Source organism: Nocardia sp. BMG51109 (genome assembly GCF_000526215.1).
Taxonomy (GTDB): domain Bacteria; phylum Actinomycetota; class Actinomycetes; order Mycobacteriales; family Mycobacteriaceae; genus Nocardia.
Genome location: NZ_JAFQ01000004.1, coordinates 7,520,596 through 7,533,116, shown reverse-complemented (window position 1 = coordinate 7,533,116; position 12,521 = coordinate 7,520,596). Strand labels below are relative to the sequence as shown.

The 12,521-nt window shown below is 65.5% G+C and carries 11 protein-coding genes and 2 CRISPR repeat arrays; of the genes, 8 read left to right on the top strand and 3 right to left on the bottom strand.

Annotated features, from left to right (window positions below):
• Positions 1-64: 64 nt before the first annotated feature.
• The gene (locus D892_RS0135445; protein ID WP_024805800.1) at positions 65-532 is read right to left on the bottom strand and encodes a hypothetical protein; all 468 of its coding nucleotides are present in this window, start codon (positions 530-532) and stop codon (positions 65-67) included.
• A 14-nt stretch (positions 533-546) separates the two neighbouring features.
• Complete coding sequence (locus D892_RS0135440) at positions 547-1,134, bottom strand: hypothetical protein (protein ID WP_024805799.1); 588 nt, start codon at positions 1,132-1,134, stop codon at positions 547-549.
• Positions 1,135-1,463: 329 nt separating this feature from the next.
• Between D892_RS0135440 and D892_RS0135435 the strand changes: the two genes are divergently transcribed.
• The 8 genes from D892_RS0135435 to D892_RS0135410 all read left to right on the top strand — a co-directional run bounded on the left by D892_RS0135435 (position 1,464) and on the right by D892_RS0135410 (position 11,508).
• A complete protein-coding gene (locus D892_RS0135435) occupies positions 1,464-2,342 on the top strand; it encodes a helix-turn-helix transcriptional regulator (RefSeq protein WP_024805798.1) in 879 nt (292 codons plus the stop codon).
• Positions 2,339-2,548, top strand: coding sequence for a DUF397 domain-containing protein (locus tag D892_RS0135430; RefSeq protein WP_024805797.1), 210 nt, complete (start codon positions 2,339-2,341; stop codon positions 2,546-2,548). Before D892_RS0135435 ends, D892_RS0135430 begins: the two co-directional genes overlap by 4 nt.
• A gap of 95 nt (positions 2,549-2,643) precedes the next feature.
• Positions 2,644-3,127: direct repeats of the CRISPR family, unit length 34 nt; unit sequence CGCAATGGAGTCCGGCCGGAACGGCCGGAAGCAC.
• Between the two features lie 327 nt (positions 3,128-3,454).
• Positions 3,455-3,847 (top strand): hypothetical protein, encoded by a 393-nt coding sequence (locus D892_RS0135425; RefSeq protein ID WP_024805796.1) that lies wholly within the window; start codon positions 3,455-3,457, stop codon positions 3,845-3,847.
• On the top strand, positions 3,847-4,443 hold the full coding sequence (locus D892_RS0135420) for a type VII secretion target (protein WP_024805795.1): 597 nt from the start codon (positions 3,847-3,849) through the stop codon (positions 4,441-4,443). The genes D892_RS0135425 and D892_RS0135420 overlap by 1 nt, the downstream gene beginning before the upstream one ends.
• 2 nt (positions 4,444-4,445) lie before the next feature.
• A complete protein-coding gene (locus tag D892_RS44235; protein WP_024805794.1) occupies positions 4,446-10,205 on the top strand; it encodes a putative T7SS-secreted protein in 5,760 nt (1,919 codons plus the stop codon).
• Positions 10,202-10,573 (top strand): hypothetical protein, encoded by a 372-nt coding sequence (locus tag D892_RS47320; RefSeq protein ID WP_156959839.1) that lies wholly within the window; start codon positions 10,202-10,204, stop codon positions 10,571-10,573. The genes D892_RS44235 and D892_RS47320 overlap by 4 nt, the downstream gene beginning before the upstream one ends.
• A 67-nt stretch (positions 10,574-10,640) precedes the next feature.
• A complete protein-coding gene (locus D892_RS47315; protein WP_156959838.1) occupies positions 10,641-11,087 on the top strand; it encodes a hypothetical protein in 447 nt (148 codons plus the stop codon).
• Positions 11,088-11,223: 136 nt separating this feature from the next.
• Positions 11,224-11,508, top strand: a complete 285-nt coding sequence (locus D892_RS0135410) for a hypothetical protein (protein ID WP_024805793.1) — start codon at positions 11,224-11,226, stop codon at positions 11,506-11,508.
• A 93-nt stretch (positions 11,509-11,601) separates the two neighbouring features.
• Positions 11,602-11,999: a CRISPR direct-repeat array (repeat unit 35 nt; unit sequence CGCAATGGAGTCCGGCCGGGACGGCCGGAAGCACG).
• Between the two features lie 234 nt (positions 12,000-12,233).
• Here D892_RS0135410 and cas2 read toward each other — a convergent pair.
• The gene (gene cas2 / locus D892_RS0135405; RefSeq protein WP_024805792.1) at positions 12,234-12,521 is read right to left on the bottom strand and encodes a CRISPR-associated endonuclease Cas2; all 288 of its coding nucleotides are present in this window, start codon (positions 12,519-12,521) and stop codon (positions 12,234-12,236) included.

The following is a 12,521-nucleotide window of genomic DNA, read 5'->3' as shown; positions in this document are numbered from 1 at the left end:
GCCGACGGCTTCGGTGTGCGAAGCTCAGCCGGCGGGCCTGGGCTGGGCGGTAGAGGCGGGACCTCTACCGCTGATAGCGGCGCGGCCAGTGCGGAACGATGTGCGGGCTGTGGCCCGCCGACATGCACGTGGCGGCCGATTCCGCCTCGGTCAAGCTGTTGTACGGACCCCAGACACCGGTCGGGCACGGACCGTCGTGGTTGCCGCAGGAGCCGACCGTGGTCACGATCGCCCACTGCATGTAGCTTCCGGGGTCCGGTTGTGCCCCTTCGCTTCGCGCTCCGGTAGGTAGGGTGCACTCGGTCCAGAACTCACGCCTCACCTTGTCCCACAGGCGATTCCAGTTCGGCCGATGTTCACGGGCGTCGGCCAGATCGGTGTCCGGCGCGAATGTCACGTCGATCACCGGGTTCTCGCCGGTGTCGTGCACGGCCATGACCTCGATCTCTCTGCCGATGTCGTGGGTGGGACGCCATACGGCCCGCAATCCGTCGATCTCCGTCCTGTGCTCGCCATCCCCGGCGGATTCCATTGGCCGCAAGTGGATTACGTGGCCGGTGACGCCGTGACGGCACCCGGCACGGACAGGGGAGCCCCACGCTCTCGGGCACGTTCGGCAGCGGTCGTGGCCGGTGGTGTCAGCCGCCCGGCGGCCACCAGCCGATTGAATGCGGTCGACTTGCGCGGGCACCGCTGAGCGGAGCAGTCGAGGTGCAGCTGCATGGTCCGGACCGCTTCCTCTACCGACAGGGGACGGTCCGGGAACCCGTGCGCGTCCGGGTCACCCAGCGCGACCCGAGCCCATGTCTCCGGCGGGCACACGGTTTCGAGGTCGCACACCTCGCACACTCGCGCGGGGGAGTGGTCGACCGTCGCCAGGTCGAATACCACTACGGCGGCCAGCTTCATGCCGACCACGAAGTTCAGGGCGTACTCGATCGGATCGGCATACTCGGGCGGCCTGATCGTGTACAGATACCGGTATCCCAACTGCTCGGAATGGCGGCGCAATGCGAGCGCATGACGGGGTGAATCCAGTCCGGACACGTCGTTGCGCACGAAGCCGACTGCCGCCGGCCGGTTGTTGTCTTGTCCCGCCGGCTTGTCCGGCTGTGTTGCTTGATCGGCTGTCATCGTTCGGCTCCCAGTCGATGGATGTGGGTTCTGAGCAGCCGCCAGAAAAGTCCGGCAACCCCGCTGTCATCGACGAGCTACGCAGATGTGCAAGCTGTTCCGCGCGGCCTGCGTGGCCTGTCCTGGGGGCAGAAGACCGTCTGCTGCTGAGACTTTCCAGCTCGACGGCATTCTGGCTGCTATCGCCCAGCACAGCGGATCGGCTGACAGGGGACGACGGAAAATGGATAATCCATTGAGATTCATCAGAAGTCCGAGCACGTCGTCCATAGGTCCTCGAGCGGCCATCCACGGATCCGGGTGGCCGCATCCAGAGAAAGCAGGTCGTCATGGTGGATATCGGTCCGACACTCCCTCGTCGCCAGCTCGGACGGTACTTGCGGGAATTGCGCCAGGCGGCGGGGTTCACGATCGCCGAACTGGCACGTCGTATCGAGCGCGGCGCTACCACTGTGCAGCGTCTCGAAACGGGCACCGCCGACCGCATCAGGCTCTGGGACATCGAGGCCATCTGCCGAGTCTGCGGAGCCGACGCCACGACTACCGAGGCGTTGAAAGGGCTTGCGCAGCAAGGGAATAACAAGAACTGGTGGCACCAGTACGGGGATCTGATCCCGTTGAACTTCGACGTGTACATGGGTCTGGAGGCCGGAGCCGTCAGACTGACCTCCTTCCAGGAACTGGTGCCCGGTCTGCTGCAAACGCCGGACTATGCTCGAACGCTGACCCGGCTTGCGCATCCATCCGAATCGGATGGCGAGATCGCGCGACGTGTCGAGATGCGTATACGTCGCCAGGTCATGCTGACAAAGAAGGCAGACCCTGTGCCGATCGAGGTGATCCTGGATGAGTCGGCGCTGCACAGGATGATCGGGAGTCGACGGATAATGGAGGCGCAGCTCAGGCACCTGGCGGACGTGAGTGCCCGGTCGAACATCACGATCCGCATACTGCCGTTCAAGGCCGGTGTACCGATGGGCGATCTGACTGGACCGTTCACCATCCTGGACTTCCCCCGTTCCGCAGACGGAGAGCCGATCGAACCGCCTGTGGTGTACGCCGAAGGGTACACGGGTGCCATGTATTTCGATGACCCCGAACTCGTGGAGCGGTATCGGAGCGCGCACGTCGGCCTGCGGGAGGTAGCGTTGGGCGTGCAAGACAGCAGGCGTCTGCTGCGTGAGCAAGCAAGGGAGTTCGCAAGGTGAGCGTTGATCTGTCCACGGCCCAGTGGTTCAAGAGCAGCCATAGCGGAGGTAGCCAAGACTGTGTCGAGGTCGCTTTTCTCGACGAGGGCATGGTCGGCCTCCGTGACTCGAAGAACCTGACAGGCCCGGCGCTGGTCTTCACACCCGGCGAGTGGGACGCTTTCAGCGCAGGCGTGGCGAGCGGAGAATTCGACTCGTCGCTGTAATAGCAGATTGGTAGCAGCCCTCCTCCGGGCACCCGGAGGAGGGCTGCTCTATTGCTGCCGGGGCGAGCGTCTGCCGCATGTGCCGCTTCGGCATTCGCGCAATGGAGTCCGGCCGGAACGGCCGGAAGCACGTCATCGACCACACCGCGAAGAACATCGACGAGACGAAGCCGCAATGGAGTCCGGCCGGAACGGCCGGAAGCACACGTACGCGCGAGCGGTCTCGATCTCGACTCTGTTCTTGCCGCAATGGAGTCCGGCCGGAACGGCCGGAAGCACATCGGGCAGCCCGTGAGCGCCCGGACCATCTGGTCGCCGCAATGGAGTCCGGCCGGAACGGCCGGAAGCACGCGCTCACGCACGGCCATCGGAACCCCCGACCCGCACGCCGCAATGGAGTCCGGCCGGAACGGCCGGAAGCACGCTCGACTGGTACTCGGCGAAGATGATCGCCGACATCCCGACCCGCACGCCGCAATGGAGTCCGGCCGGAACGGCCGGAAGCACGTCCTTGCTGGGCTGCGAGTCCCGCGCGAACTCCAGGCCGCAATGGAGTCCGGCCGGAACGGCCGGAAGCACGGCTCCCGAAATTCGTCGGGTCTGACCTGCGTAGATGCAGGGTGTTGCGAGCGGTGGCCCAATTGGTGTCCGACACGCCCGGGAGTTCGGTGGATGTTTTCGCGGAAAGGCACCGTGACCTGCGTGCGAGCGGTGCAGGCGTGTCACTGGACCGCTCGCAGGAGTTCGTTGTGGAGTTGTGAATGAGCGTAGGGCTACTGGCAATGTACCGGTTCGGGTGAAGTCGGCCGACAGATGAGCAATGGGCACGGCCCCTCGGTCGGTATCGATTCAGTATGCTGCGAGTGCGGTGTGCACGGCTTCTGACCAGGGAGGGGGCTACCGGGCATGTCCGACGATGACGGTTCGGCCTTGCGGTCGGAGGTTCAGGCGTTTTATGCGGGGTTCGGGCAGCCTGGGTTGCTGGTGGCGGCGTTGCGGGAGGCGGTGTTGCTGGTGCCGGTGACCGAGGACGATCGGGTCTGCACGTACACGGTGGGTGGGGTGCGGTGGATTGCCGGGTTCACCGGGGTCGGGGAGTTGGCCGGGTGGCTGGCTCGGCGTGGTGTCGGTCCGGAGGGGGAGTATCGGTATCACAGGCTGTGGGGGTGGCGGCTGACCGGTTACGCGGCGGCGCTGCCGGAGCCGGCGGGGGTGATGGTGGATGCGGGCGGGGCGGCGCCGGTGGCGTTTCCGCCCGGGGTCGGTGAGGACGCGGCGACCGCTGTGGGGGTGCGGTGATGGCCGGGGACGTGACGGTGGATCCGGCGGTGTTGCGGCAGGCCGCGGACGGTATCAACGGCATCGTCGGGGAGTTGTCGGAGATGGGGACGGGTGAGACCGGCGCGGTGGGGCGGGGGTTTTCGCTGCTGGCGTTGTCGCCACTGGAGGCGGGGAAGGGTTCGGTGCAGAAGGCGCTGGAGACGTTCACGCAGCGGTGGTCGTGGGGTGTGCGGGCACTGGTGCAGGCCGGCAACGCGATCGCGCAAACCCTCGGTCTGGCGGCGGGCCGGTTTCATGAGATGGACGAGACGTTCTCGGACACGTTCAAGGAGATGTATTCGCATATCGCGGGTGACGCGCACCTGACGGCCGAGCAGATCGACGCCAGGTCGTGGGGAGATACGTTGTCGGACAACGGGTTCAACCAGATCCGGCACGCCGACTACAGCGGGCAGTCGTTCGAGGACGCGTATCAGCATGCCGGCCGTAACGTGCAGGCGATCCAGGCGGTCACTCCGGAGATGCTGGCCAATACCGGGTATCCGCGCCGATGGAACACCGGCGCGGCGGAGGAGGCGGCGCGGATCATGAACGGTGAAGGGGGACACGAGTAGTTGTGGGGGTTTTCGACGGGATCGGGGACGCGGTCGAGGGCGCGGTCGAATCGGTCACCGAGAAGGCCGGGGACCTGGCCGACACCGGCCTGGACAAGGCGGCGGCGGTGTCGCGGTGGGCCGGCGCCGGCGGTGTCGCGGAGACCCTCGACGACCTCGGTGACCGCCTGGTCGATCTGACCGGGGGTGAGGTCGACGAACGCGAGCTGGGTGACAGCGAGGACCCGCGAGAGCTGGTGCGAGGGGATCCGGCGGCGATCAGCCGTGCTGCCGAGCAGTTGAAGCAGATGGGGGATTCGATCAGCCGGACCGGGGACGCGCTGCGCAAGGTCGATATCGCGAACTGGAGCGGGCAGACCGCGGACGCGTTCCGCACCGAGTTCGCCGAGCAGCCGAAGTTGTGGTGGGACGGCTCGGACGCCATGCACGCCGCCGCGGGGGTGCTCGACGCCTGGTTCCACGAGGTCACCGCCGCCCAGACCAAGGCCGCCGACGCGATCGCGCAGTGGAAACAGGCCGAGGCGGAGGAGCGGGCGAAGAAGACCGCGTGGAACGCGCTGACCGGCGAGCAGAAGACCACCACGCCTTTGGTGGACACCTGGACCGTACTGCGGGACGCGGCGCGCGAAACCCTGCGCGGGGCCAGGATGCAACGTGACAACGCTGCTACCGCCGCGGTCGGTCGGTTGTCGGGGGCGACGGAGTCGGCACCGACCGAGCCGCCGTTCACCGAGCGGATGGCCGCGAACTTCTCCGACCTGAACGCCGCCGGGGAACACGCGAAACTGAATTTCACCAAGGGCCTGCTGACCAGCGCGACCGGGATCGTGCAGTTCGTGCGGCAGGTGTCGCCGATGGACACCTACAACCTGACCCATCCGGCGGCGTATATGCAGGGCATGTCCGATCTGGGCACCGGTATGGTCGTCGCCGCCGCCGATCCCGGCGCCACCGTCTCGGCGCTCGTGTCGGACGCGCGCAAGAACCCGGCCGAGTTCGCCGGCGCGTTGACCGGTGACCTGGTCACCACCGTCGGCACCGGCGGCGCGGGCGCGGCCAAACCGGCCCTGTCCGCGGTGCGGGAGGTCAGCGAGGTCTCCCGGGTCACCCACGCCGCCACCAACATCGCCGAACACGCACCTGGCCGAGGGGTGCCACACGCACCCGAAACACCCACTGGGACAACACCGCACGCACCCGAACCCCCTACCGGGACCGCACCACGCGCGCCCGAAACACCCACCAGCACACCACGCGCGCCCGAAACCCCGGCCGGGACAACACCACACGACCCCGGCACCCACACCACCTCGACATCCCCCGGCCCCTCGGGCCCGCGCCCGGCCGAAACATCCACCGCGCCACACGAACCCGGACCGTCGCCGTCCGGCACGACCCGCCCGGACGGGCCCGCCGACACCGGGCCTGCCGGGCACGCGGGCGACACGACCCCGAGCCCGCGCACCGGCGAAACACCCAGCCAGCCCACCGCACCCGAATCGAATACCGGCACACCGGACAGCGGCGGCAACACACACCGGAACGACCCGGCACCACACGCCGATACACCCGCACCCGAGTCCGGAAACCCTCGCCCGGACGGAACCCAACCCGGCCAGCACGCCGCGCCGGAGCCCCAGTCATCGCCGCGCACCGAGCCGGGCGGGCCCACACGACCACACGACACGGCCCCAGCGCATCCGGATGCCGGACCGCACGCGGAACCGGCACCACACAGCGACACGGCCGCCCCCGATTCGGGCAGCCCACGACCCGACCGAACACCTCCCGGCCAGCACGCCTCACCGGAAACTCCCGACGGCCGATCACCCGGGCCGTCCGACGGTCACGGCCCGCCGCGACCGGAAACCCCTGCCACGCACCCGGAACCACGCGAATCCGCACACCCGGGCGAGGGAAGCACGCCACACCAGCCGGAATCAGCGACACCGGCCGACACCCACCCGCACCCAACCACCAACGACCAACCGCACCCGGATTCGACGCCCTCGCACCCGGATTCGACGCAGCCCGACCCGGCTCATCCCGACCCGTCACACCCGGCCGACAGCACCGGCCCCCACGACGGCGTCGGCGACCATCACCCCGGCCCGGACCAGCACGCCAACCGGACACCGGAGCAACGCGCCGACGCCGACCACGGCGCCCACGACACCGCCACCGAATCCGGACCCGAACACGACCGCACCGAAAACCAGAAGACCTGCTCCGAGGACCCGGTCGACATCGCCACCGGCGAATTCCTGCTCCCGGAAACCGATGCCGACCTCCCGGGCGTGCTCAGGCTGGTGCTGCGCCGCACGCATCGCTCCAACTACCGCTACGGCCGCTGGTTCGGGCCGTCCTGGTCGGCCACCCTCGACATGCGCCTGGTGGTCGAGCACGAAGGCGTCACCTTCCTCGGCGAGGACGGCATCATGCTCGCCTACCCCCACACCGAACCCGGCCTCGCCGTCCCACCGGTCACCGGCGGGCAGCGCTGGACGCTGACCCGCACCGACACCGGCGGCTACCGGGTGTGGGACCAGCAACGCGAACTCATCTGGCACTTCGCCCCCGAACCCGGCCTCGGCGGCATCGAATCCCGCCTCGGCAACTACGCCCTCTCCGCGGTCACCGACCGCCACCGCAACCGCATCCGCTTTCACTACGACACCACCGGCGCCCCCACCGAGGTCTCCCACTCCGGCGGCTACCGCGTGCTCGTCGACACCGAATCCGGCCGCGTCACCGGCCTTTCCGTCCTCGACCGCGACGTCCTCGTCCGTGTCCGCGAGTTCGCCTACAACGCCGGTGAATTGATCTCGGTCACCAACGGCGTCGCCGCGACCACCCGCTACACCTACGACGACCACCGCATGACCACCTGGACCGACTCCAACGGCAACCAGATGGTCAACACCTACGACGAATCCGGCCGCGTCCTGTTCCAGCGCGGCACCGCAGGCGTCCTCGACACGGATTTCGACTACCTCGAATTCCCCGACCACACCGGCAGCCTCACCACCGTCACCGACTCCCTCGGCGCGACAACGCAACACGGCTTCGACCACGACCTGCAACTGCGCGACCTCGTCGACCCCGCCGGCGGCCGCACACACATCGACTACAACGACGACCGCCGCCCGCTACGAGTCGCCGCCCCCGACGGCGCCGTCACCCACTACACCTACACCGGCGAAGGCGACATCGCGAAAGTCACCCGTCCCGACGGACACACGATCTCGCTCGAATACACGTTCCGCAACCGCCCCACCAGGATCCTCGACGCCGACGGCAGTGTCCGGCAACAGGAATGGAACAACGACGGCGACCTCGCCGCCACGATCGACGCCGCCGGCGCCCGGACCGAGTACACCCATCACCCCAACGGCGCAGTCGCCCTGATCACCGAATCCACGGGTGCCCGAACGTCTGTCGAGACGGACGCCGCCGGGCTTCCCATCCGGGTCGCGGACCCGAACGGCGCCGTGACGCACATCGACCGCGACGGGTTCGGCCGCCCACTGGCGGTCACGGACCCGCTCGGCGCGACAACACGGCACGAGTGGTCGGCCACGGGCAAGCTGGTGCGCCGCACCGACGCGGACGGTCATGTCGAAACATGGACCTACGACGGTGAAGGCAACGTCCTCACCCACACCGACCGCGCCGGCGGCGTCACCCGATTCGCCTACGGCGCTTTCGATCTCCTGGCATCCCGCACCGAACCGGATGGATCGGTCACCCGCTACACGTGGGATGCCCAACGCCGACTCACCTCGGTCACCAACCCACTGGCTCAACGCTGGACCTACGAATACGACCCGGCAGGGCGGCTGATCGCCGAAACCGACTACACCGGCGCCACAACCCGATACACCTACGACAACACCGACCGAGTCGCCACCGTCACCCCCGCGACCGGCGTCACCCGCCACCACACCCACGACATCCTCGGCCGCCTCACCGGCATCACCGCCGACACAGGCGAATACATCCGATACACCCATGACTCGGCGGGCCGGGTCCTGACAGCCGTCACGGGAACCGGCGAAGAGCCCACGCACAAGCTCGAATTCACCTACACGCCGGCAGGCAATATCGCGAGCCAGCAGCTCGACGACCAGCCCCCGATGCGGCACGTCTACGATCAACACGGCCGCCGCACACAGCGAACAACCCCCTCCGGAGCGACAACCACCTGGGAATGGGACTACACCAACCGCATCCAGAGCCTATCCGCCGACGGCCACACCGTCGATTTCACCTACGACCGAGCAGGCCGCCCAACAGGCTGGAAAATCGGCGAGATAGCGGTCCACCGCACCCTCACCAGCATCGGCCGCATCACCGAACAAACGGTAACCGCCCACCCACCCAAGGCACTGAACTTCGGCCGCTCCGACCGCCCGGCCCCCCAGAACCTCCGCCACGACGAATTCGCCTACCGCCCAGACGGTTACCTCAGCAGCCACACAGTCACCCGAGCAGCCACCCCACCCGAACACCGCGACTACACCCTCGACCAGATCGGCCGAGTCACCGCAATCACCCGCAACGGCACCCTCACCGAGGCATACACCTACGACCCACTCAGCAACATCACCAGCAGCCTCCCCGACCACCCCACCCCGGCATCACCCGACCCCACACCAACAGCCCACCGCGAATACCACAACAACCTCCTCATCCGAAACGGCCGCACCCGCTACCACTACGACGAATCCGGCCGCCTGACCCGCAAAGAAACAACCCGCCTCTCCCACAAACCCGACATCTGGCACTACCGCTACAACGCCTTCGACCAACTCACCGACGTCTACACACCCGATCGGCAGTGGTGGAGGTATACCTATGACGCCATGGGGCGGCGGGTTACGAAACAACTCCTCCGGCCGGACCACTCCGCTCTTCAGCGGACCGATTACACATGGGACGGCACTCAGTTAGTCGAGCAGTCCGCCGCAGATTATGCAATACGCTGGTCATATTGGCCCGGAACCTCCATACCGATCGCCCAGTCATTACACCAGGGCGCGACCGAAGTCGAACTTCACTGTATTATTACTGATTTGGCTGGAGCACCGACGGAGTTGATTCTGCCCAGCACTGCGGAGTCCTCTGACTTCGCCGTCATCGGCCTGTGGGGGCGCGCAGCATGGTGGAGCACAGACGGCTCACCGCTGCGATTCGCAGGCCAAGTACACGACCCGGAAACCGATCTCCACTACAACCTTCACCGCTTCTATGATCCGTCCACTGCACGGTACCTGACTCAAGATCCTCTCGGTCTCGCAGCTGCTCCCAATCCGATAAGCTATCCCCACAACCCCACTACATGGACCGATCCACTTGGCCTTATGCCTGAGAGTTGCGGGCATCGAGATTTCGCCCACGGCACCTCGCTCGGACATGCAGAGAATATCATGAATAATGGAATCAGCGCAGAAGCTGGCCAAGCGGCTACCCACGGAGGATCTATGAGCAGACCCGGGTCCTTCTTCACGCATGAGGTTGCAGGTGGACAATCCCCTGGTTTCCAGTCGGCATACGAGTGGGGTCTCCGGGTCGACCCAAATTCGCCTTCTACAGTTATAGTAGGAAGACTCCCTGAAGCAACCTACCAGTCCCTACGAGAAGGAGGTTTGATCGAAATCCGAGGAATCGGCGAAGGCGTTCCGGACGAAACCATCTTCCATCCCAGATCATTTGAAATACTCAATCGCGAGATGGAGTGGATAGCGAAGGTGACCCCATGAACAACGAGTCGATTGAGTACTCCGTAGCGAATCTACGCAAGACCTCCTGGGGAGGCTTCCGAGAACTCGATGATGAATCTTGGGAAACTATATGGCACCTCGAGTTCTCCACGCCTCAGGAATCGCTCGAGACTGAGGTTTACAATGACGACGATATTGGTTTCCGGGCTGTGCTAAAGATATCTTCTGACACGGCCGGGAGACTGCACATTTTCACTCGTGAGAGCGCAATGTCTGCAGTGAATTATTCGCCGACATTCAAGTGCTTTGGCATAATAAACGACGACATTGCTGAGCTTGCCAAGATTGAAGGTCTACCTAAGGAATGGTATTCGCCCTTCAGAAGCAGACAGCAGGACCGAAAATGAACGTAACCGCCCTGTGAGCGGAAAGCGTCACTACTATTACCCCGGAGGCTGACAGGAGATCCGACCAGTGACGTCAGATGCAGCGGAAAAGCTCACGATAGCAGGGTTGACCGTAATAGGAACTGTTGACAAGGCTGGCGAAGTTCAAACAATGGAAGCATGGCAGCTTATCATAAGGGGCGGTGTCGTTCCAGATATGGTAATTGATGACGAAAAGGAGGGATATCTCGATGAAGTCAACACAAAATGGTTGGATCTAGCCAGGAGCGCCGGTATTGTCGCCGAGGACTCTACATTCTTGATCAGTCCATCCGGCACAGGAGCTTGGGGCGATCCGTGGTACCAGGTCCGAATGGGCCGAACGGTAAAACTCGCCGAGAATCTGGCGCCCGATCCAGGCGAACCAGAATTTCTTACCTCAGCAAACGACGGAAGTGGTCTGGTGGGTGTTACGGCCGAGGAAGACGGTATCTGGTTGATCGTTATAGACCGCCCAGCATCAAAGATTCACTGATCCGGCAACATCCGATCGACAAGCGGCACTGAGAACGGGATACGCGGAGTTCGATTTCCCGCGCAGCTCACTTCGCCCGCTGGAGAACCTGGCTACGGTGACCTGTTCTGTCGTGGTGTGCGTTTCGAGGAGGGGAATGACGGGCAATGTCGATTTCATGGTGACCTGGGTCTGGAATCTGCCGGGGCGCGATGCGTTGTTGGTCACCGGCCACTTGGTGGCTGGCAGCGTAGGTGCTGGTTCGGTTCTGGTCGATGCCGATAGTGGTGCGCGGATCCGGGTGCTGGGTCTGGATTCTCATGCTTGCCGTGGAGAGGAATACACCCTGGTCGTCGACCGCAGCGACGCGGACAAGGTGTTGGTTGGACGCCGTTTGGTAGGTGCGCCGGCTGGACAGGACTTCAATTGCGATAGCGCGTGACGGATCCCGATAGCCGGTGACGGGATTCTGCACCGGAGTCCCCCAGGGGCAGGCGGAGTGCCGTGATCAGAAGCGCCGCTTCCTGCTGCCGGTCGAAATGGGGTCCGGCCGGAACGGCCGGAAGCACGATCTCCAGCCCGGTCGACAACGCGTACCAGCGCAGGCCGCAATGGAGTCCGGCCGGGACGGCCGGAAGCACGCACGCGGCATCCGTCAGCGTGCACCAGCGCTCAATACGGCCGCAATGGAGTCCGGCCGGGACGGCCGGAAGCACGGCGCAGGCCGTCATGCAGATGCACATCAACTGCACGCCGCAATGGAGTCCGGCCGGGACGGCCGGAAGCACGGGCGGCATCGCCCGATGCATGGGCAGACAGGCGGGGCCGCAATGGAGTCCGGCCGGGACGGCCGGAAGCACGCGCCGGTGGCGAAAGTGGACGGCGACACCCTGCGCCGCGCAATGGAGTCCGGCCGGGACGGCCGGAAGCACGCGGCTCCCGAAATTCGTTGGGTCTGACCTGCGTTGATGCGGGGTGTTGCGAGCGGTGGTCTGAGTTGTGTTCGACACGCCCGGGAATTCGGTGTTGTTTTTCGCGGAAAGGTGCTGTGAGCTGCGTGCGAGTGGTGAAGGCGTGTCGTGGTGTCACTGGACCGCTCGCAGGGCGGTTCCGTTGTGGAGTTGTGAATGAGCGTGGCGGTACTGGCAATGTACCGGTCCGGGTTGTTCATACGATTTGTGGTCCGGTGGGTGGGAACCGGCGGCGGGATCCGATAGTGGTGATCGTGGCCGGGCTTGTGGTGTCGCCGAGGTCGATGCGGACGATGCTGTCGGCGGTGAGGTCGATGGTGCGGGTGACGGCCGCTTCGAGTTCGGCGAGTTCGGCGGGGGAGAGGTCGCAGACGAAAACGGAGTACTGCAGTCGGCGTCCGTGGTCCTCCATGAGGGTGCAGACATGCCGTAGGCGCCGCGGGTCGGCGATGTCGTAGGCGATGAGGTAGCGGCGGCGGGGCAT